Annotated in this window: 19 protein-coding genes; 7 read left to right on the forward strand and 12 right to left on the reverse strand. The window is 51.4% G+C overall.

Annotated features, from left to right (window positions below):
• Positions 1–60 precede the first annotated feature (60 nt).
• On the reverse strand, positions 61–2,253 hold the full coding sequence (locus AC2215_RS24770; protein ID WP_486812698.1) for a glycosyltransferase: 2,193 nt from the start codon (positions 2,251–2,253) through the stop codon (positions 61–63).
• 224 nt (positions 2,254–2,477) lie between these two features.
• Positions 2,478–4,079 (reverse strand): HlyD family secretion protein, encoded by a 1,602-nt coding sequence (locus AC2215_RS24775; RefSeq protein ID WP_486812699.1) that lies wholly within the window; start codon positions 4,077–4,079, stop codon positions 2,478–2,480.
• A 585-nt stretch (positions 4,080–4,664) separates the two neighbouring features.
• Here AC2215_RS24775 and AC2215_RS24780 point away from each other — a divergent pair.
• The gene (locus AC2215_RS24780) at positions 4,665–5,702 is read left to right on the forward strand and encodes a hypothetical protein (RefSeq protein WP_486812700.1); all 1,038 of its coding nucleotides are present in this window, start codon (positions 4,665–4,667) and stop codon (positions 5,700–5,702) included.
• Between the two features lie 547 nt (positions 5,703–6,249).
• Complete coding sequence (locus AC2215_RS24785) at positions 6,250–7,332, forward strand: putative bifunctional diguanylate cyclase/phosphodiesterase (protein ID WP_486812701.1); 1,083 nt, start codon at positions 6,250–6,252, stop codon at positions 7,330–7,332.
• A gap of 165 nt (positions 7,333–7,497) precedes the next feature.
• On the opposite strand, the gene AC2215_RS24790 is transcribed toward AC2215_RS24785, so the two are convergent.
• From AC2215_RS24790 to tgt, 3 genes are all read right to left on the reverse strand, one after another.
• Positions 7,498–8,892 (reverse strand): TldD/PmbA family protein, encoded by a 1,395-nt coding sequence (locus tag AC2215_RS24790; protein ID WP_486812702.1) that lies wholly within the window; start codon positions 8,890–8,892, stop codon positions 7,498–7,500.
• Between the two features lie 270 nt (positions 8,893–9,162).
• The gene (locus AC2215_RS24795; RefSeq protein ID WP_486812703.1) at positions 9,163–9,300 is read right to left on the reverse strand and encodes a photosystem II reaction center protein K; all 138 of its coding nucleotides are present in this window, start codon (positions 9,298–9,300) and stop codon (positions 9,163–9,165) included.
• Positions 9,301–9,412: 112 nt separating this feature from the next.
• The gene (gene tgt, locus AC2215_RS24800) at positions 9,413–10,510 is read right to left on the reverse strand and encodes a tRNA guanosine(34) transglycosylase Tgt (RefSeq protein WP_486812704.1); all 1,098 of its coding nucleotides are present in this window, start codon (positions 10,508–10,510) and stop codon (positions 9,413–9,415) included.
• Between the two features lie 372 nt (positions 10,511–10,882).
• Here tgt and AC2215_RS24805 point away from each other — a divergent pair, with 372 nt between their 5' ends.
• From AC2215_RS24805 to AC2215_RS24815, 3 genes are all read left to right on the forward strand, one after another.
• Positions 10,883–12,145 (forward strand): hypothetical protein, encoded by a 1,263-nt coding sequence (locus AC2215_RS24805; RefSeq protein WP_486812705.1) that lies wholly within the window; start codon positions 10,883–10,885, stop codon positions 12,143–12,145.
• A 239-nt stretch (positions 12,146–12,384) separates the two neighbouring features.
• A complete protein-coding gene (locus tag AC2215_RS24810) occupies positions 12,385–13,830 on the forward strand; it encodes a GTP-binding protein (RefSeq protein WP_486812706.1) in 1,446 nt (481 codons plus the stop codon).
• A gap of 37 nt (positions 13,831–13,867) precedes the next feature.
• The gene (locus AC2215_RS24815; RefSeq protein ID WP_486812717.1) at positions 13,868–14,020 is read left to right on the forward strand and encodes a hypothetical protein; all 153 of its coding nucleotides are present in this window, start codon (positions 13,868–13,870) and stop codon (positions 14,018–14,020) included.
• On the opposite strand, the gene psaC is transcribed toward AC2215_RS24815, so the two are convergent.
• Both psaC and AC2215_RS24825 read right to left on the reverse strand, forming a co-directional pair.
• Positions 13,975–14,220 (reverse strand): photosystem I iron-sulfur center protein PsaC, encoded by a 246-nt coding sequence (gene psaC, locus AC2215_RS24820; RefSeq protein WP_012307203.1) that lies wholly within the window; start codon positions 14,218–14,220, stop codon positions 13,975–13,977. The genes AC2215_RS24815 and psaC overlap by 46 nt on opposite strands.
• A 181-nt stretch (positions 14,221–14,401) precedes the next feature.
• Positions 14,402–15,295 (reverse strand): CoB--CoM heterodisulfide reductase iron-sulfur subunit B family protein, encoded by an 894-nt coding sequence (locus tag AC2215_RS24825; RefSeq protein ID WP_486812707.1) that lies wholly within the window; start codon positions 15,293–15,295, stop codon positions 14,402–14,404.
• Between the two features lie 266 nt (positions 15,296–15,561).
• Here AC2215_RS24825 and AC2215_RS24830 point away from each other — a divergent pair, with 266 nt between their 5' ends.
• Positions 15,562–16,488 carry an alpha/beta fold hydrolase gene (locus AC2215_RS24830; protein ID WP_486812708.1) on the forward strand — a complete coding sequence of 309 codons (927 nt, stop codon included), beginning with the start codon at positions 15,562–15,564 and terminating at the stop codon, positions 16,486–16,488.
• A 61-nt stretch (positions 16,489–16,549) separates the two neighbouring features.
• Here the strand turns inward: AC2215_RS24830 and AC2215_RS24835 are convergent, their stop codons facing one another.
• The 5 genes from AC2215_RS24835 to AC2215_RS24855 form a co-directional block, all read right to left on the reverse strand.
• The gene (locus tag AC2215_RS24835) at positions 16,550–17,485 is read right to left on the reverse strand and encodes an FTR1 family iron permease (protein ID WP_486812709.1); all 936 of its coding nucleotides are present in this window, start codon (positions 17,483–17,485) and stop codon (positions 16,550–16,552) included.
• A gap of 26 nt (positions 17,486–17,511) precedes the next feature.
• Complete coding sequence (locus AC2215_RS24840) at positions 17,512–17,946, reverse strand: ferritin-like domain-containing protein (RefSeq protein WP_486812710.1); 435 nt, start codon at positions 17,944–17,946, stop codon at positions 17,512–17,514.
• Positions 17,947–18,035: 89 nt separating this feature from the next.
• Entirely contained in the window at positions 18,036–18,470 is a 435-nt protein-coding gene (locus AC2215_RS24845; RefSeq protein WP_486812711.1) for a nucleoside deaminase, read from the reverse strand.
• Positions 18,471–18,694: 224 nt separating this feature from the next.
• On the reverse strand, positions 18,695–18,904 hold the full coding sequence (locus AC2215_RS24850; RefSeq protein ID WP_486812712.1) for a hypothetical protein: 210 nt from the start codon (positions 18,902–18,904) through the stop codon (positions 18,695–18,697).
• 623 nt (positions 18,905–19,527) lie between these two features.
• On the reverse strand, positions 19,528–21,042 hold the full coding sequence (locus tag AC2215_RS24855; protein WP_486812713.1) for a vanadium-dependent haloperoxidase: 1,515 nt from the start codon (positions 21,040–21,042) through the stop codon (positions 19,528–19,530).
• Between the two features lie 747 nt (positions 21,043–21,789).
• Here AC2215_RS24855 and AC2215_RS24860 point away from each other — a divergent pair.
• A complete protein-coding gene (locus AC2215_RS24860; RefSeq protein ID WP_486812714.1) occupies positions 21,790–22,083 on the forward strand; it encodes a hypothetical protein in 294 nt (97 codons plus the stop codon).
• Positions 22,084–22,219 lie beyond the last annotated feature (136 nt).

The following is a 22,219-nucleotide window of genomic DNA, read 5'->3' on the forward strand; positions in this document are numbered from 1 at the left end:
AACATCCCAGAAAGCTACAGGTCAAAACCAGACTCAATATCCCGATCGACTTCGCGTATTTCATGATGCCGGATCGGACTTCAACAAGTCCGCCATCTGAGTATTGACCGCATTCTCCATGACAATTTTCGCCTCCTGGGAAAACTCATCCATCGCCACGTACTCGATACTCACATTTTCGGTATCTTGCAACCTTAAAGCGCGATCGGTTCCCGAGTCGAGTTGTAAGTATTTTAGAGAAGCCTGCCGAACCCGTTGCAGTTCGATACTATTGGCCAGCTTTCGGGCCTCCTGGGAGTTTCCGGGAAGGTAGCGCAGGGTAAACCCGTTTAACTGCAAGTTTGCCAGCCAAGGTTGCGGGTTCGATTCCACTGCATCCTCGGGACGAACGGAGACGATCGCATTTCCCGCGTCTCGATCGAAATGGGCTTGAAAAATCGTCCGTCCCGCCCCAATGCCTTGCAAAATGAGGTTACTGCGATGAAGGTACAGGGGAGTATCTAAATCTAGTTCACCCAGGGGCAAATTAATCTGAACCAAATCGCCCGCGTCTGACCCATTTTCTAATAACCCATTTTCCAACCCACGATCTAACCCAGCATCCAACCCATCGATCAGGGCTTGCAACGCTGCCGCATCATCGAGGCGATCGTTAGGTACGATTCCATAGTCAGCGGTATCGACAATCCGAATCGATGCGGGAGGAGTCGAATTGCGATACCGCCACCACAACCCCGCCAAATCTCCCGTGGGGTGGACAATCCCACTAATCCCCAACAGGGCGATCGCAAATGCAAACACCTGAGACCACATTAGAAACTTGGAGGTATTCACCTTCAAAAAACGCTCGACTCCCGTTCCGGCCGCACTAATACTTTGATTCCCCCGGTTGGCCCATTTCTGCTGGGCGAGGTTCATCTGCGTCCACACCTTAATGCCAGCCGAACTCCACTGGGATAGCAACAGCATCGGCAGGTGAAGGGGTTTGAGGTGAGATTGGCGCCCGATAAAAATAATGCTCAACATTAGCGGGCGACTGCAGAGAATCCAGGAACAGAGAATCCCGACAATTAACCACTGCCCGCGAACGATCGCCAGCAACAACAAACTCGGCGTAATCAAAGCCGTCCAAATACTGATGCGCTGATCGAGGAGGCAATACCAAATAAACCAGCCCATTTTTCCCGGTCCCAGGGCGAGGGCGCGATCGCTATTGCGCAACATATTGCCGTACCAGCGCCGCATATTATTGTAGGCTCGTTTGGCCAGGGAACCGGAAATGGTTTCGATCGAATAGACAATCGTATCGGGAACGTAAATCATGTCGTATCCCCGAGACAGCAACCAGTACCAGGTACTTTTATCGTCGCCGGAGAGGAACTTAAACCGCCCCCACAGCCAATCGTCGAGGGTATCGGTTTCCAGGCGATCGGCAAACGTCGGATGCAGGGCGGCTTCCCCGCGAAATAAGGAAAAGCGACCCGTCAAACACAACACCTTTTCCGACAGGGATAGGGAACACATTTGATAGTGGCGTTGGGCGAAGCGCAGGTGAAACCATTCGGAAAATAGGTACGATCCGCCGACAATGGGTAATTCATCGGTGGTGAGCGCCCCCAGTTTGGGAAACAGCCGAAAGAACGGCAAACATTTGCGCAGGGTTCCGGGGGACAGTTCCGAGTCGCCATCCATCAGGGCAACGATCGTCTCCGAGGGCAAACCCAGCTGGGCGACATCCCGCAGTGCGTCAGCCATCGCTTTGCGCTTCCCATCTTTTTGCAACATCAGAATCAGGCGAATCGATTCCAATCCGGGAATTTCCGACTCCAAAATCTCTCGAATCGCCTCATTTTCCCCATCGCTGCTGCTATTGACGACGATGGTGGTGGGATGGACGAGGGTTTTCACTTCCCGCGCGATCGCCCGAAATACCCGTTCGGTAATCCAAGGTTGTTCTTTGTAGGTGGGAACGATCAAGCAAATGGGCGGTATGTCTTCGACTCGAACGGCATTGGCTTTGCGCCGCCAACGGGGAAACACCCCATGCAGAAACAGCCGAGAACGCAGAACGTGGCAGGCAAACCACGACCAACGCCAAGTGCCGATGATGCCCATACTCACCAGCCCCGAGACCCCTAAAATTGCCAGTTTATCGGGGTCGCGAAGGTGAGCTAAACCCAGCAAACCGACACTCGAGATTAGGATAATGGCAACCCAACCGAAGACGGGATGGGCGAAAAAGCCTTTCCTCATGAAATTGCTCCCAAAATTTGACGATGTACGCAGCCCAAGTTGATCGATCGTTTCTGAGGTGTGGGGTATGGGGTGTGGGGGGAGGAATTAAAAATTAAAAATGCAAAATGGGGGAAGTCCATTCACTCCCTCTGTGAGGAGGGCAAAGCATTTGGAGCTGTCAGATTTTGTTGTTCCCCAACTTAATCGCCCAAATGCTTGTGCCCCTAGAAACCCCTACCATCCTATTTCCCCGAAAAAGGTAATGTCTTTTGAAACGTCAGGCGGGTATTTTGTCCCACACCGCAAAATTGCCAGGATTCTGTTGCGTTCGGGGGTGGCGCAATGCGGACGGTGACTCGCGTGAGGGGTTCGCCGACGAAATTGGGGGGAATGGGGGGCATCAGTGCTTGCACCTGCACCATGCGCGTGCGTTCGTCGATCGATTGAATGCTGCTCACCGGTTGAATCAAATCCACCTGTCCGCTAAGGGGGTTACCGTATCCGGCTATTTCGACGCGGACGGGCTTTTGGGCATCGATGCCGCTCGCTTGCTTGGCGGTGACGATCGTCTCGACCCACAAATCGTTACAATCGATTAAACTCAGCAGTTCGTCGGAGCGATCGATTTGTTCCCCTCCTTCGCGATCGGTGCGATACACAACACCCGTTAGCGGAGCGGCAATTTCCAAATCTTCGGCCTCGCTGTAGAAGGATTGGGCTTGTTGCAGTTGCGCTTGGCTGCTGTCGAGTTGGGCTTGCAGGTGACTCACCAGTGCCTTTTGTTCTTGGATGGTTTGGGTTAAGCTGAGCTGGCGGTTGAGTAAATTCGCCCCATGGGTTTGTTGGTGGTGGGTGGTAATGCTGGCGCTGGACGCTTCAAAGGCCGATCGAGCTTCTTCTAAAGCGGCTCGTGCCCGCACCACGTCGGCTTCGGCAGCTTCCCAAACCGCTTTGAACTGTGCCACTTCCGCTTCGGAGACGACTTGGGGCAAATCGGGGTGGCGGACGGTAACACCTTGCTGGGTGGAACTCAGAGCGGTTTTGGCAGAATCGAGGTTCGCCTCGGCTTGGCGAACTCCTGCTTCGGCCGCTTGCCACGCCGCGTATAAGTGGTCGACTTGCCGTTCGGAAACGGCCCCGGCTTTGAGCAAGGATCTATGGCGTTCGTAGTCGGCGTAGGCGGAATTAGCAACCGCAACGGCTCGATCGACTTCAGCGAGATCGCCCTCGACAGTATGAGCGGCAAATTGGCGATCGACTCCGGAATCGAGAGCTTGTCGGTAGCGATCGTAATCGGCTTTGGCGGCATTAGCGCGGACGATTGCCCCGTCGAGGGTGGCTTGGTGTTGGCTGACGGTATCTGCGGCGAGGGTGGTATCGACCGCTTGTAAAGCCTGTTGGTTGGCGTCGAGAAGCTGAATTTGTTCTTGCGTAGAAGCTAATGTATTTTGAGCGGCAGTCAACTGAGCGGTATTTGTGGCGACCTCTTCTTGAAGTTGAAGCAGGGTTCGTTCTTCATCCTGGGAACGTTCGATGCGAGCGAGAACTTGTTGCGATCGCACTCGCACCCCCGGTTCGGCGTAAAAATCAGTAACTTTCCCGTCTATGGGTGATTTTAAGCGGACGATACGACTGTTGATCGATCCGTTATCCACGACTAGATGAGAGAGGCGATAACCCGTTACGGCAATCCCCGCAGCTACGACACTCACCCCGAGAAAGACGAAAGTAGCGGCTTTGGCTAGACGTCGATGATGTTTGGGGGGGGTTTGAGGTGGCTTTTTTTGACAATCTTTCGGAGGCTCTAAAGGCTGTTCTAAGGGTTTCAGTAACGTGTTAGTCATGAGATCTGTCGATTTTTTAAATCGATGTGAGTAGAGCGAATACCCAAGTTCGTATTTTTACCTGATTGTACTGAGTTACGACCCCAAATATTGGTATGAGTTCCCAAAAAACACTGAACATGATTGTATCAATATCATTCATCAAGACTCACAAGCTTCTGTATTTTTACAGGGTTTTTATCCAAGCTTTATAAAAACGGCGGAGAAAGAAAAGTTGCACTAGAAAAGCTTTATTTTGTGAAGTCACATTTGCATAAATTAGACAAATCTTTAAGCAGAAAAGTCTTTAATTAAAGAATCTATGAAGACACCGATCTAAATTTGACAAAATCCGAAAATCGATCCGTCGTCATTCACCCTCGTTATCGCAGTCGCCACTGTCGTAGTGACCGCGTGCAGGGGAGGCTTGAGAGGCGAAAAGACCACGAGTGAATTACACAATTTACACAATTGTTCTAGGCGCAAGGCGCGGTTGCTATCAATTGCCGAACTCCCCATCCCCCCATCCCCTATCTCCTTCAAAACCATCCACCCAGCAACGACAGGGTATGATAAGATTCCCTCCGTTGTCTGCCAGTCTTCACCATGGTGCAATCTCCCCAACGTCCCGACGATCTCGTTTCCCTCTTACAAAGTGGAGGCGAATTGAATTTTGAGGTGCCCGATCCCGAAGACGAAGAGATTCCCGAGATTGACTTCAACCAGCAGGTGGATACCGCATGGCTGGTGTGCGATCGCTTCGATTTGCAAACAGATATCTGGCGGGGACGCATTCTCCGGGCTGTGCGCGATCGCGAGAAAAAAGGGGGAGAAGGACGGGGAAGAGGATTTCTTAACTGGCTCAAAGATCGCGAAATTAGCAAAAGCCAGGCCTATTCCCTGATCGAACTGGCGAACAGCGCCGATACCTTGCTTGCAGAAGGCAAACTCGATCCGGCGGCTATCAATAACTTCAGCAAGCGTGCCTTCGTCGAAACCGCCCAATCTCCCCCCCAAGTGCAACAGTTGGTCACCGATGCCGCCCAAAGTGGCGATCGCATCACCCGTCGGGAGGTGAAACAACTCTCCGATGAGTGGGTGGCGATGACTTCGGACTTATTACCCGAGGAAATTAAAGAAAAAGCAGCCGATCGTTCCCTACCCCCCAAACACGTTGCGCCCTTAGTCAAAGAACTCGAAAAACTGCCCGAAACCCACCAAAAAGAAATTCAAAAAGAAGCCGCAGAAAATCCCGATATCGATACCGTCAAACAACTCACCTCCGATGCTCGCAACTTAGCCAAATACCTCGATGCAGCCGCCCAAGTTCAAACCTTGAATGATAGTGCGGTGGACTTGGAACTGGCGCTCGAAGACGCTTTGCGGGTGGGCTGCTTGAATGTCGCGTCCGATTTGGTCAAACAGTCCGCCCAACTCGAACAAACCGTCGTCAAACTCTACACCACCTGGAAGCGTCTGGCTGGGATTGCCGATCGCCTCTACGTTGATACTGGCGCCAGTACGCCCCACCTGCGATCGCTCATTAGCTGCGTCGAACGGATCTCCGGTCCGATCGTCGAAGTTCCTTTAGATGACGCGGGAGAACGCACCGTTCGCTTGCAAATCTTAACCGAGGATAGCTGAATTCACCTTTACGTATAATCACTTATTACGTATAATCACTGACATAACATATCGATCGCCGATTGCAAAATCGGGTAGTCAAAAACAAACCGATCTTATAGGGTGCAAAAGCAGGTCGGAATACCACTCAAAGTGCCTCCTGCATCTACAAACGACTGAGGAACGATGAGGTAAACCCAAGGTAGCAGATCTGTTGAACTCTGGAGGGTCAAAGCTGTCTAAAACGAGCGTCATTAGTGGTTTTTTTTCGGCATTGACCCACCTCAACAAAAAGAGGCTAGATCGAATTTGTAGACCGATCTTTAAGCGATTTATCGCCCAAGTCCATCGCATCTTCAATCTCTTCGGTACGAGTTCTTCACGGTTTCATTGCCACCCAACAAACCTCTTCCTATTTTCTTCATACTTGAGTCCCAAGATCGATTTAGACATCCGGATCTGTACCATCCAACACAGTATGAATGGTATTAAGCGTGATGACATCGAATCTTAGGGTCTTGTGATTTTTATTTCCGAGCATCCATAGATTGGTAGGGAATCAATACATATGACAAACCTGATGAGTGTCTACCCCAATAGCATGAAGGAGAAGAAGGATAACCCACCCACAGAAACTTTCTTCCCCAATTTCTCGGACGAACGCGAACTCACATCGTTACTGAGCTACGAACTGCGCACGCCGCTAACCTCGATTCGGGGAGTCCTCGGTCTTCTGCTCAGTGGGGAGTTCGGTTCCCTGTCGGAAACGGGTCAGCATTTGTTGAAAATTGCCATGCACAATACCGATCGGTTAATGCGTTTGGCAGAAGTCATCGAACATGAAATCGAGCCGCCAGCGAGCATCCTATCCACGGCGGAAATCGAACGGTTTCAACTCGAAGCCGATTTGCTCGGGGCCTGGGAACGCCAAGAGTTCGAGCTATATTACCAACCGATCGTCTCTCTCGATGGCGGAGTCACGGTCGGGTTTGAAGCTTTAGTCCGGTGGCAGCATCCCAAGCGCGGTTGCGTTTCTCCGACGGTTTTTATCCCCTATGCTGAAAAAATCGGGTCGATCGAGCGCCTGGGTCTTTGGGTGTTGGAGCGAGCGTGCCACCAACTCCAGGTTTGGCAAGAGCGATTTCCCCAGGACACGCCTTTAACCATGAGCGTGAACGTCTCGAGCGTGCAATTGTCTCAACCGGACTTACCCGATCGCATTCGAGAGATTTGCGAACACACCGGCATTGCCCCCGGCAGCCTGAGACTCGAAATTACCGAAAGTAGTTCGATCGAAAATTCCGAACGGGCGATGGCTTCCCTAGAACAGTTGAAAGCCATGGGGATTCAACTGTATCTCGATGATTTCGGCACCGGTTACTCCTCTTTATCTCGCTTGCAGGACTTAAGAGTGGACGTGCTCAAAATCGATCGCTCTTTCGTCAGCCAGAAAAAATGGGAAGTCATTTGGTCGATTATCCTCCTCGCCGAGAGTTTGGGATTGGAAGTGATTGCCGAGGGGGTCGAAACCTCCGAAGACTTAGAAAAACTGAGATTGCTCGGATGCGATCGCGTACAGGGATTCTTCTTCTCCGAACCCATCGACGCCCAACAGGCGACGGATTTGATTGAAGCCACCCTCGCCCACTGAGCCAACACCCAAGCGACCCGCAATAAGGGAGAAATTTTCGCTCTCCCTGGCTCCCCTTGATGGTTTCTCCACTTGACTGATGGTACTGCTCAATTCCAGATAGAGGATGCTGTGGACTCATCTGATTCCCCGTGGGAAAGATCCGATGCGATCGCGCTGACCTCCCTAGGCCGCTCCCCCCACCACCACATTTTGAATGCGCAAGCTCGGTCCCCCACAACCCACCGGTAAGCCATTCTGCCCGCCTTTGCCGCAGCCGCCGGACTCATCCCAGTAAAAATCGTCTCCAATGGCTTCAATATCTGCCAAGGTCGTAAATACATTTCCCGATAGCGTCACGTCTCTCACCGGTTCGGCAATTCGACCGTTGCGAATCATCCAAGCCTCCCCCGCACTAAACGTGAACATTTCCCCATTGGTCATGCCGCCGAGCCAATTTCGAGCGTACACGCCCTCTTCGATATCGTCGAACAACCGGTCGACGGGAGTCTTCCCTCGTCCGATCCAAGTATTGGTCATCCGCACGATCGGCGAATAGTGGTAGTTGAGGCAGCGAGCGTTCCCCGTGGGCGTTTCTCCCAACTTACCCGCGGTTTCCCGCGAATGGAGTCGGCCGGCCAGGACGCCATCTCGAATCAGTTGGGTGGTCGTGGCTGGAGTTCCTTCGTCATCGTAAAAATAACTCCCTCGATGTCCCTCCGGTGCCGCCCCGTCGAAGATTTGCAGTTCCTCCGAGCCAAACCGCCGTCCCAGGGTCATCACTTCGAGCAAGTCGGGATTTTCGTAAGCCATATCCGCTTCCGAAAGGTGCCCGAAGGCTTCGTGAACGAACAACCCCGTCAAAATCGGATCGATGACCACCGTATAGGTATTCCCTTTCACCGGAGGCAGCATCAAGGCATTCACCGCCCGCGCGGCCGCCCCTCGCACCTGTTCGTCGAGAGCGGTCAAATCCTCGTACGCTTTGCGCGAACCGCTGGTTTCTCGCCCGGTTTGTACCGTCTCCCCATCTCGGGCCGTTGCCGCAAAGCGCATTTCCATATCGACCCAGGATTGATCGATCAGAGTTCCGTCAGAGGTGGCCAGGATAATCCGTTGAGCCGAATCTCCGTAACGGACGGAGGTGGTGGTAATGCGTCCGTCCGCACTCCGCAGGAGATCGGTGTAGCGATCGCACAGTTCTTTTTTCTGGGCTAGAGATATATTTCGGGGATCGGTTCCCGTGAGAGGCAACTCGCAGGTGTCGCAAATACTTTCGATGGGGGCGAGTACCGTTTCTTCCGTACCCACCAACCGCGCGGCGGCGATCGCCTCTTCGATGCGCGCGCTCAAATCTTCGAGCCGGTTGAAGCTGGCAAAACCCCAACCCCCCTTGTAACAAGCCCGTACCTGTCCGCCTATGGAAACCGCCTCGCACAGGGTTTCCACTTTATCGGAGCGCAAAAAAATATCGGTGCCGCGCGCTTGTTCGAGTCGGATGGAAAGATAGTCCGCTCGGGATTGGTAGCGGTGTATGAGATCGGAGAGTCGATCTTTGGCATCGGCGAGTAAGTTCGGCATAATGGGTTCGATGGTAACGATACGGACTCTACTGCCATCCTATAGCAAGGGCGCACATCGCGAGGGTGAGCAGGCAATCGCTGGGGCACAGGGGTACTGGTGTGAAATGAGACGGTCTTAACCAACGTGGCGACTGCTATACAAACGATTGTTGCAACGGCGATCGCACCCATAAATCAACAGCAAACCCGCGCTTCGATCGGTTTTCACAGTTCCGGCGCGGGTCGAGTTGATGTATCGTTTTAGATACGATTGACAGACTAGAGCGATTTACTTGAAACCGACTGCGGCTTGCCACACGAAAGCCAGCAACAGGAAAAAGACGGGAATGATGGGTAGAACGTCCACCAGGGGATCGAAAACGGCGTAGGCTTCGGGTAATTTTGCCAATAGGAGGGCTGCTTCCATAACGGTTTAAATCCTTACGTCTCCAAATAGATTTCTCATAATTAGAACAAATATTAACACGAACCGATCGCTTATGTTCGTTCTAAAATCTTGATGACGGCGATCGATCTTGCTAAAGCCATCGGGCAAAATCCGACTCGAAGCGATCGTCGAGAATGGCCGCTCGGATGCGCTGGGTAAAACCAATTAATTCCGTAATATTATGAATGGATAATAATGTATAGGCGAGCAATTCTTGCGATCGCACCAAATGACAGAGATAGGCGCGGCTAAAATTCTGGCAGGTGTAGCACCCGCAAGTTTCGTCGAGGGGGCGAAAATCTTCGCGAAAGCGGGCGTTTTTCAAGTTCCACCGCTCTCCAGCCACCAACGCCGTACCGTGTCGTCCCAATCGGGTGGGAATCACGCAGTCAAATAAATCGATTCCAGCGGCAATCGCTTGTGCCATTTCCCGATACGTTCCCACCCCCATCAAGTAACGGGGTTTATGTTCTGGAAGTAGGGGGGTCGTCGCCCGCACGATTTTCTCGATCAGTTCTGGCGGTTCTCCGACGCTGACCCCCCCAATGGCGTATCCCGGTAAGTCCAGTGCGGCTAGAGAGGCCGCCGCCGCAGCGCGCAAATCCGGATACACACCCCCCTGAACGATGCCGAATAATGCTTGTTGCGGTTGGTGGTGGGCGGCGATGCAGCGTTCGAGCCATCGTTGGGTGCGATCGGTGGCGGCAACGACGGATTCTCGGGTTGCCGGGTAGGGAGGACATTCATCAAAAGCCATAATCACATCCGCCCCCAAGGCATTTTGAATGGCAATCGAGCGTTCCGGCGTCAGATTGATGATATCTCCGTTGCGAGGGGAGCGAAATTTGACTCCCTCTTCGCTAATGGTGCGCATTTCGCTGAGGCTGAACACCTGAAAGCCCCCAGAATCCGTCAGCATCGGACCGTCCCAGCCCATAAATGCATGAACGCCCCCCGCACCGGCCACGATCCGTTCTCCCGGTTGCAAGTGGAGGTGATAGGTATTGGCAAGCACCATCTGCGCCCCCGTTCCTCGAAGTTGATCCGGGGTGAGGGTTTTGACGTTCGCCAGCGTCCCGACGGGCATGAAGCGAGGGGTTTCGACCGGACCGCGAGGTGTCTCGAACACACCGGCACGAGCTTGCGTACCACTGCAACGAGCTTGACAAGTGTAGGTAAATTCAGTCACTAAAACTTGATAAAATAAAGCTGCAATGAGGGGTGTCGATCGGCTCCCCAGGCGCGCTTTAGAGAAACCTACCTCGATTACTTTACAATAGAGATGTAATAGACACTCAAAAACTTTAATCTTTCTTGAACAACTTCCAGGGTTCATCTCAAGCTATTGCCCTGAGTGCTGGTATATGCTAGTAGAAGTTCAACGCAAATATTAGCGATCTCCCCCCTTACAGTCGAACGCTCGCGATTGACTCTCTCGGGACAAATTTGCTACGATCGTAGATAGGCTAGGGTAAGTGTACGTTCAATTTTGTAATAAACCACCTCGGAATATGAGGCATTGCTTGGCTTTGCCGCCGAGCCAGTAAGAGGGCTAGTTGAAATGCCAAATCAGGAACAAGAGCTGTACCAACACTTGCTAAAGCTAGTCAAGGTAGAGACTCCTCAGCAGTTAATCGAACGCTTCCGAACATTATTTATTGATGGGTCGGGCTATCCAGACCCAGCGATTTCAGATGTGGTCGGGAATCTCACAACGGCTCGGCAAGCTCAAGCCGAGTTTAACAGCGTTCTCAATCGCTGCTGCCATATTCTGATCAACCACTGGCAGATGGAGTCGAAAACCCAGGGGGCGATTCCCGAACTGGTACACCTGTTCGAGATGCCCTCGCTCAATAGTTCCTCCTATCGTCTGGCCCCGTCGCGCAACACCAGAAGACTGCGCGGACTCGTGCAGCAGTTTCGCCAGAGCGAGCAGTACATGACCTTGCATCGTTTGGTGCAAGTGGTCGATCGAGAATGCGAACCCAATCTCCCAGAAACCTCTCGTCCCCTGGGCAGTTTGATCGGTCGCTATCCCTACCTGTACGCCCATTCGTTGCTCAGTGAGGGCAGCACCTACGAACACCAGCAAACCGTACGGCGAATTCAAGCCCAAAAGCAAAAGCAGTACGAAATTTCCCTCTCTCGATACGTTACCTACAAAGTTCGCAAAGCCCAACTCTCCCATCAAACCTCACCGGCAACCGCCAGACGAATTCTCAAGCCCGTTGACAACCCGACGTTGCTCGACGATCGCGAATTGTACGTTGCCGTCAAGCAATTTGCCGGTCGGGCGGAAGGTTCCTATACTTACCGCGATTTGGCTCAAAATTTTATCACCCACACCAGTCAGACGAAGACTTTCCGAGAGTTCAAAGAAGATCTCTACGAGTACTTGGTGACAACGGTGGACTCAGATTACGGCAAGCGTCAATTTAACGCCAAGCTGTACCAGCAGTTGATGGATACGATGCCCCAGTGCGATTCGCAAAAGCTGACGGACTTTCTGATCGTGAGAACTTGCAGCCAGCTGTTAAACTTCTTGGTGGTCGAGAGTCCCCAGAAGCCCAATCACTACGTCCTGATCGACTTACTATCCAATATCGGTCCCACGTTCGTGATGGCGCTGTTGCTGAAAATTATTTTGATTTGCCGTCGGGTGAAGCCCTATTTGGAAAAGCGCTTCTCGATTCTGTTCGACCACTACGACAATTCGACCCGCGAGGCCGTGCAGTGGTTGATTCAATCCTTAGAAAACTTGAACGTGGCCCTAAGTACGAACTTTGGTACGGCGGATCTGTCGTTTTTGAGTAAAGCGTCCTAACGATCGAGCGTCCTATAAATTGACAAATTGCGGTCGGGAAAGTTTGCCGACGTCATTCATTTTATGGGATTGATAAGATAAAGAGGTAAGTGCCTAGGGAGCGTGGGATCGATTTAACGTTATATCCCGTCAGACCCAGAGATTGAAAGAGATCGACGAAATAGTCGAGCCTCACTCCGGGGATTTGACGATCGATTTTCCATCCACCCAGGCCGCGAACGCGATTCCCCGAACTGCCGATGACCGATGGTTTACCGAATTCAGTCGATCGAGAACTTGACGAAGCAATCTTTGGCTTTTCCGATATTCAAGCACAGCTGAATTACCAGCAAGCAGAAATCGCACTCAAGGATTTAGTGACCAACCTCGATCTCACCTCAGCGGAACGAGAAGGGTTAGAAACAGAAATTGGTGGCTTGGAGTCGATGCTCGACAAACTCGAATCGGCCACCGTTCAAATCGCGGCATTTGGTATGGTAGGACGGGGTAAGTCCTCTCTTCTCAACGCTCTGGTAGGTCAACCCATTTTTGAAACCGGACCGTTGCACGGGGTTACCCAAACCAGCCAACGGGCAAACTGGGAGTTCGAGGCAGAGTCGGGGGTTCGAGAGGGCGATATCTGGCAGGTGTCGCTACCCGGACGGGGGAACTGCAAAATCGAACTCATCGATACACCGGGTTTAGATGAAATTGAGGGAGAAGACCGGGCGGCACTGGCCCGTCGCGTTGCCGAACGAGTTGATTTGATTTTGTTTGTCATTGCTGGGGATATGACCCAGGTGGAATACGACGGTTTGTCCCAGGTGCGAGATGCCGGTAAACCGATTATTTTGGTGTTTAACAAAATCGATCGCTATCCCGAAGCCGACCGACAGGCGATTTACGAGCAAATACGCGATCGCCGCGTCCGGGAGTTGCTTGCCCCCGACGATATCGTGATGGCGGCGGCATCCCCTCTGGTTGCCAAAGCCACGCGCCGACCCGACGGCAGTATGGGGGTGCAGTTACATCCCGCCACGCCCCAGGTAGACGAACTCAAGCTCAAGATTTTAGAGATTTTGCACCGCGAGGGAAAATCTTTGGTGGCGCTGAATACGATGCTCTACGCGGATGCCGCCAACGAGCGGGTAGTACAGCGGAAAATGGAGATTCGCGATCGCAGTGCCAACCAAATTATTTGGAAAGCCGCCAGTGCCAAAGCCCTTGCCGTCGCCCTCAATCCGATCGCCGTTGCCGATATTTTCAGTGCCGCGCTCGTCGATGCGATCGCCATTGTGGCACTTTCCAAACTCTACGGCATCCCCATGACCCAAACAGGAGCGATTCGCCTCCTGAAAACCATCGGGTTGAGTATGGGGGGAATCGGCGCGAGCGAATTAGTCGCGACTCTAGGCTTGAGTTCCCTCAAGAGTTTGCTGGGACTGGCAACACCGGTGACGGGGGGTCTGGCGTTGGGGGGTTATCTATCTGTCGCTCTCACTCAAGCGAGCGTTGCTGGGGTATCTACCTACGGCATCGGTCAAGTGGCTAAAGCCTACCTCGCCAACGGTGCATCCTGGGGAGAAGATGGTCCCAAAGCCGTTGTCAGTCAAATTCTCGAATCTTTAGATGAAACCTCGATTTTGAATCGGATTAAAGGGGAACTCAAAGCCAAGTTATCTCGAATGGCCCAGGTCGAGTCTTGAGAAATTGTAGGGTGGTCTGTGAACGATCGCACTTGGTGTGGCGGTTGCTATAGATGAGTTGGCGTTGCGAACGGCGGCCTCAACCAACAATCGAGAAGGGGAAGCCGAAGGCTTCCCCTTCTCGTTAAAAACCCTCAAGAACCGTCAGTATGCCAAGCCCATGCTGCGAGTGGTTTCCGCTCCGAGATAGACTCGAATGCTCAGGAAGTCGGTCGGGCAAGCGGTTTCGCAACGCTTACAGCCAACGCAATCTTCGGTGCGAGGAGAAGAGGCAATTTGCCCCGCCTTGCAACCATCCCAGGGAACCATCTCTAACACATCAAGGGGACACGCCCTGACGCACTGGGTACACCCAATACAAGTGTCGTAAATTTTAACGGAATGAGACATTGAATAAAAACCCCAAACGAGTTTTCAACAGGATTTATTACCAAGAAACTGAAAATCGACCTTTTAGCAGTAAGCCAAAGGGTTCGATCGTCTTCAGAATCATGCATCAGTTTATCGTGTTGTTTTGAGCCGCATCACAAAATGAAGCAAAACTTTAACAAAGGTAAAGTCTTCAATGGCACTAAAGTCCGAGTTTAGCTAAAACCGATTGAGTTGAGACGACGTGCCGCTCCAGCCCTAGCTTTTGGGGTTCGATGCCCAGGGCCAAACCCACCAGTTGGGGCAAGTGGAGCACCGGCAGTCCGAGGGACCGTTCGATAACCTTCTCCACTTCCGGCTGGCGCGAGTCGAGGTTGAGATGGCATAGGGGACAGGGGGTGACCATGCAATCGGCTCCCGCATCGAGAGCCTCCTGGATATGGGTTCCCGCCATTTTAAAAGATTGCTCCGTGGCATAACTCGAGAGAGGCCAACCGCAACATTGAGTGCGTCCGCGATAGAGAATGGGAGTTGCCCCGAGGGTCTCGAATAGATTTTCCATGGACTGGGGGTTGTGGGGGTCGTCATAGGGAAGGTGAGTTTGAGCGCGCAGCAGGTAGCAACCGTAAAATGCCGCACATTTGAGACCGCGAAGTTCTCGACGGACGCGCTTGCTAATGGCTTCTAAGCCGTAATCGGCAACCAATGCCCAGAGGAGATGTTTGACTTCGCTGGTGCCGCGATAGGGAGAGCAATGTTCTTTCGCCAGCAAGTCGTTCACCTGTGCCAAATAGTTCGGATCGTTGGTTTGTCGCTCTTTGAGTCGCTCGTCTACATGACCGATGACCCCCTGACACGTGCTGCAATGGGTGAGTAGGGGCAGGTTGAGTTCTTCGGCGAGGGCGATATTGCGCGCGTTGACGGTATCTTCGAGAAATTGGGACTCTTCTTTAAAGGTGCCCGAACCACAACAGGCGGCTTTTTTGAGTTCGACGAGTTCGATTCCCAGTGCCGCTGCCAGGGCTGATGTGGACTGGTACAGTTCGCGACAAGCGCCTTGGGCAACGCATCCAGGAAAGTAGGCGTATTTGAGCATTGGGACATCGGGGATGAGGGTCTATGGCAACCACTAGACTCAGCGCGGACATCGCGAACGCGATCGGGTATTGCTGGGGGAGAAAGACTCCGGCGAACGTTTGAGCGTGTCCTAACCGTCGTGGCGAGGGCCATAGAAAAATTGTATAGACCCAGGACGATCGCAGCCCTTGATGTTTGGCTTTTCTTCGGTTCTGGAGGCGATCGCGATACAATCAATATACTTAACATTTCTTCAAAATATAGATCCTTTACTCTCAACCCACTATGACAACCCAACTCAATCCAGCGGTAGACGCCATCGAGGGCAAATACTGGCAGTGGCGCGGTTACAACGTCCATTACGTCAGTGCCGGCGAACCTCATCCCCAGCGTCCGCCGCTGCTGTTGGTGCATGGGTTCGGCGCATCCACCGACCACTGGCGGAAAAATGTGGAGGGTCTGAGGGAGGATTTTCAGGTCTTCGCCATCGACTTGTTGGGATTCGGGCGATCGGAAAAACCCGGTATCGCCTACAGTGGAGAACTCTGGCGCGACCAACTCCACGATTTTATTACTGAAGTTATCGGTCAACCGGCGGTCTTGGCGGGGAATTCTTTGGGCGGGTATGCAGCGTTGTGCGTGGCGGCGCAGCGATCGGATTCCGCAGCGGGGTTGGTGTTGCTCAACAGTGCCGGACCTTTTAGCGACAGCGAACCGAAAGCCGATGTCAAACCCGCGCGCAAACCTTTATCTGGGATGTTTTCGGGAATGGTGCGATCGCTCGTGCGGCAAAAGTGGGCGATTTGGCTGGTGTTCCAAAATACGCGCCGCAAATCGGTGATTCGCAAAACCTTAGAAAAAGTATATGTCGATCGAACGGCCGTCACCGATCGATTGGTAGACGAAATTTACCGTCCTTCGGGCGATCGCGGTGCGTTTCAAGTGTTCGCATCGATTTTTCAGACTCCCCAGGGTGAAAAAGTCGATATTCTCCTCAAACAATTGACTTGTCCCCTGCTGATGCTGTGGGGAGAAGGAGACCCTTGGATAAAGGCGCGCGATCGGGGAGAAAAGTTTCGTCAGTTTTATCCCGAACTGACGGAATATTACCTCAACGCCGGTCACTGTCCCCACGATGAAATTCCCGATGAGGTGAATCGATTAATGCGGGAGTGGGTTTTGGGAAATGAACAATTGACAATTGACAATTGACAATGGGTTAGTTGCAGTACTCTTCCCCCAGGCCCCACACCCTACACCCTACACCCCATTTCTACTTGCCATCGGTAACGGGTTTAGTCGATGGGGGTTGGGTATTGTTGGAGAGGCTGCGGAAGTACAAACTACCGGTGGTGGTGAGAAGGGCGACGTATCCCAAAGCCTGGGCGAAGAATAATCGATCGCGATAGCCAAATAATGATTTGAGAAGGATACCGGGAAACTGCTTATCCGGTAAAACCGCTTTCAAATCCCACACCTGGGGACCGAGAATGCACGAAGCTCGATCGCTTTGGCAGAGGCTGGCGAATTGGGGTTCGATCGCCGCCAGGACTGCGGCTGTGGCTTCTAGATGTTTCAAGGCGGACACGACCAAACCCGAGACAATCAGCAGTAGGAAAACGCCCATCACCTGAAAGAAGCGGCGAATGTCGATTTTGATGCCCCAGCGGAAGAGTAACACTCCGAGTAAGGTGGCTGCCGATAAACCCGCTAATGCGCCGAGGGTGGGGGCGATGCCTTGCTGGAATTGAGCGGCAATGAAGATAACCGTCTCGAAGCCTTCGCGCAAGACGGCAATAAAAACCAGACCGAAAACCCCCCATCCGGCAGCGGTAGAATCTTGTCCCAGGGCACTCGAGATTGCCCCTTCCACTTCTGATTTGAGCGATCGGGCTTGTTTGGTCATCCACACCAGCATCCAACTGAGAAGGGCAATAGCGAGGATGCCGAAGCTCGCTTCGAGTAAGGGTTTGGCGACGAGGGCGTAGGGGCGATCGGAAGAATCGAGCGCCTGGAGGAGTCCGGTAAAGAGAACGCCAACCAGGGCGCTGGCGGCAACGCCTCCCCCCACACCTCCGTATACCCAGGAATTGAGATGAGTTTGTCCGGCCCGCTTCAAGCAGGCGAGAACGATTCCCACGACTAATGCCGCCTCGAATCCTTCTCGCAGGGTGACAATAAATGTGGGGAGGGCAGCGCTAAAATCCATGTTGTTCAGACGTTGGTAAAGCTTCGTTAGCTAAAGTCGCGCAGCATCTTTTTGAGTTCGATGATGTGCAGTTCTTCGGTGCCAATCATCGTGCGGGCGAATTCTTCAAGATAGATGCTGGCATTTTCCGCCACTTCGAGCAGCAGTTTGTATTGCTCGATCGCCTTTTTTTCATGGTTGAGACTTTCGGCTAAAATATCGGCAACGGAATGGCGGTAGGTTTCCTCGATCGGGGCAATTTTTAAGCTGGGATGACCTTCCAACCCCGTGAGGATTTCACCGGCTTGCTGGGCGTGCAGCAAAGATTCGCTGGCTTGGGCTTTGAAGAAATCGACGATCGGAATCCGGTTGGGTCCGGTCACCATCAAGGAATAATGGGTATAGCGCACCACCCCCGATAGCTCGCATTCCATAATCGAGTTGAGGACTTCGATAGCTTTGGGTAGATCTAATTCTTTCATGTACGCCCTGGATTAATTTTGCCCAAACCTCATTTTACTGCAAGGTTCGGGCTTCGAGAGCACAAAGACAAAGCTCGATGATGTTTCAGTTACGATTTGCCAATATCCTCGTTCCAAAGGTCGGGGCGATCGTCGATCGACTGCTGCATTAACGCCTTGCATTCTGCTAAATCTAAATCGATAACTTCTACCCCATGGGATTCCATAAACTCTCGCGCCCCAGGAAAGGTTGCAGATTCGCCTGCGATGACTTTTTTTATACCAAATTGTACGACGGCTCCGGCACACAAATAGCAGGGCATAAGGGTTGAATAAAGAACCGTTTCTCGATAGTTGCCAATCCGTCCGGCATTCCGCAAACAATCGATTTCTGCATGGGTCACCGGGTCGTTACGCTGCACTCGTTGATTGTAGCCTTTGCCGACAATTTCGCCATTTTTAACCAGGACCGATCCGATGGGAATACCACCTTCGGATAGTCCTTTACGAGCCATGGCGATCGCCTCTTTCATCAATTTATTCATATCTGTCGATTGGAAGATTTTTTTGATAGTTAAATCGTTTAAATTAAATCATATTTTGAATGCAATTTATTAAATATAGCTACAATCAAAAAATCCCCCGTTGATGCCATTACCTTTCCGTAAATAATTGGGCAAAAGCAATCGCGACGGGGGATATGATTGAATATGTGGGATGACTTACAACTCAGACTGAGTCATCGGTCAAAAGAGCGAAAAATTAGCCCTTAGTAGCATCCGTAGTTGTAACCGTAGCCGTAGCTGGTTTTGCTGTAACCGTATCCAGAGCCGTAGCTGGTTTGACTGTATCCGTAGCCACAATCTTGGTAAGAATTGTACTGAGGATAATAGTAGTCGTAGCAGGAAGCACCATTGACGGTTTCAGCTTCTTTTTCATTCAGTTCGACGAAGAGTTGTGTTTTTTCAGTTTTCTGCATTATGTAACTCCACTTTGTTTCTAGCCCGTTCTTGAAGGAACTGGGTTTTAGTTGTGCCGATCGAGATGACCGACGTTATATTTTTCTATTCGATATTTTTTTGATAAATCCGGGAAAAAATAAAATTATTTTTTGGGCAATAATTTTATGAATAAAATTATATTTTTTACCAAAATCAGTCGATAAATAGGATATTTTATCGACCGAAATAAACCGAGTACAAACCCCACACTCGGTCTTCAAATAAATTTAACTAAAAAGGTTATATCATCAAGAATATACAAAATATTGATAGATTAGATTGTGAGGGGTTGCGGCTTATCTGAAAAGTTGAAACCTAAAAAAATCGTAATACAGATGCATAATGTTTCGATCGCCTTTTAACTCTGTGTAAGCATTCAGCCGTCGACGTTGGAAGCCGATCGCTGACGGCTGATATCTGAATGCTTACATTTTGCTTAAAGCTAGCAAATGTGGTAATGGCAGATATTCGATCGACATCTAGAACGAATGCGTTCGCGCGCGCGTCTCCTAGCTCTTTGGGGGCGGTTGCGCCAAGGTCAAAATCGCTGCCATTACCCATCCTACTTGTAGGGGTCAACGGTCGTTGACCCTTACTCCACTTACAGACCGCCGTTAATGTAGTATTGAGCGCGATCCCAAACTCGATCGCCCACCAAGCGTCCCATGGTGCGGCCGTTCAAGTCCCCCGGCTGGAAGTGAATCCCACCGTAGAGTCGAGAAATCCCCGACTCGTTCGCCGCATCGCTAAAGGTCGGCCAAGACAACACCACCGACTGTTGGGGAGTGCTGCTTTCATAGGTAGAAGTCCGGGGTTGTTGGGTGTGTCGGGCACCGAAGTTGTCGCTGCCGGTATAGCGTTTGAGGACTTCTGCTGCGGCAGTACTAAAGGTACTGTGGCCAGAAACGTATTCCGCAAAGGCGGGAGACACGAAGGAAATTTTTTGGTAGGGTATCCATTCCGAACCCGTTACCCACTGCTGACCCAAATCGGGACCGGCCCAGGAGAGGATTTCTAATTCTCCCGTTTGGGGATTCTCCCGGACGTAGGGATGGTCTTCGGGAAGTATCCCATTTTCGGCGAGATAGCGAATGGCGGTAATCGGACGGACGTAGTTGTAGTAGACTTTGGCGTACCAGGCGGAGATACCGGCATCAAGGGTTGCATTACCCAGGATGAAGAACATTTTGGCATCGTCATCTAAAGTATGTCCGTCGCGATCGGAAACATATTGGGCGAAGAGATGCCAGTGTCCGGCCGGCTGCACCGTTCCCGGGCCATCTGCCCAGTACTCAGCCAGAACCTTACCGCGATCGTCGAGTTCGGCGTTGTATTTGATGACTTCTAGGGTGTCGTCGAGATACTCCGGACTGCCGAAAGCGGGAGGTGGCGGCGGTAAAAATTCATCTCCCGAAGCGAGGGCAAAGGGGGTGACGCGACCCCACTGGGGGGTAATGAAGACTTGCTCGCCTTCTTCTTCTTTCACCTTCAAGGCCTGCCACAGGTTGGGATTGACGATCTGATTGTGGGTATTAATGGGTCGATATCCCGTCGTATCCTGATAGTCCTCGATTTGGTTCGCACCATCATCGTGGCGGAAATCCAAGACGCTGCGGGCACTGAGGCGACCGATACCGGCTTCCGTCTGTCGGTTGGTGGTGTTGAAACTTGCATCGTAACCCAAGTCGTCCATCAAATCATTGAAGTTACCCACCTGGGAGGGGAATAAATCCACCAATGCATGATAGGCGGCATAACTCACGGCTTCCCGTTTGTTTTCCTGGGTGATGCGATCGAGGGGAACTTGCAACTCGTCGCCAAGCTGAGGTCCGATCGCCACGGGATCGTATGCAGCCCAAGCTTCAAAGATGCTGTCGTGGACGATCGCCAGGGCGCGGGAAGCGGTGGTGGGGGCCATTCCCGTATCGCCGATCGCCTCTAGGGTGGCTTGGTTCCATTTGGCGACAACATTGGCATCGTCGGGGAGGGTAAAGTCTATGGCTTTCGCGGGCATTCCAGGGAAGAGTCCCAGAAGAGCAATTCCCAGGGATAAAACTGAGGAAACTGTATTTTTCGCCGGGGACTTTTGAGGTTGTTTAGCAAACCACTGTTTCATTAAACTACTCCTAAATCAAATCGAGAACGAACAAGGGTTTTCGGATTTTCAGGGGCGATCGCTTGATCGAAAATTTCGCACCATGGGTAAGCTCAACCCATGGACTTCAGATGCTCTCGCAGCGAAAATTTGTAGCCGCGAGATACCCTCCAGGGAATCCTGAAACTAGTGACGACAGCCAGATTTTAGATGTAATCGTTTGCGTTATAAAATTCACTGAGTCTCGCTGAAGTGAATCATTCCGATTACATTCCCATCGCAGATCGAGCGCGATCGAGAAAGATAAAATTTAAACTTCGATCGATTACGCTATCTCAGATGCAAAATTTTCGATCGCTCCACATTCTATCCACAAATTAAAATAATCCGCAGGTCTTGTAACGGTGATTCACTCCGATTCAAAAAGTGGAACGAGTGCGGATTTGATATTCTCTTCTCCATCTCACTCAGTTTCGACTCCGGAGAATTTTAGATTTTTCGATAAAAAAAGAATTAGAGAGTGGAACAATAAATTTGAATAGGATTCATCTAGATCGGGATAAATTCAATCTCCAAATAGAATTTTCTAGGAAAATAAAATCCGATATCCTCAAGAAAAACCCCTGATTTTCTGGTTGTTAAGTTTTTATAAGCATTCAGAGATCGAAAAAGCGAACTCATCGGATTCAGATCTAGAACCCCATCAAGACGTTATCTTCTTCCCCACTTTAGTTATCTGAGGGATTAGAGGTTGCATTAGCCGACAAAATGCAACCGGAAGACTTCCAAAATTTCCAAGAGTTACATAATTGGGTGCAGTTCGTTACAACGCGCGTTAAAGGTTTAGGAGCCACAACCGCATATGATGTTGCGCGACGTTTGGGTGCATGGTTGAACCTAAAGCCAGTTGTTATTTATTTACATGCAGGAACGGCTGCTGGAGCTAGAAAATTGGGAATTGAGGGAGAGGTCGCTCTACTCGATGCATTTCCAAAAAAGCTTCAAATCTTAGGTGCTACCCATCTAGAAAACTTCCTATGTATCTACAAACATCAACTCTAGTTAACGTCAGTTTTGCGACCGCGACGTCGACGGGATGCCGACTCTGGGTGAGATTCGGGCGGTTGGCAAGCCTCTTGATGAGCGAAGCGATCGCACTGGCTACATCTGGTTGCTGGGGAGCAAAGTACTTCATCCC

This window comes from Zarconia sp., assembly GCF_057467645.1.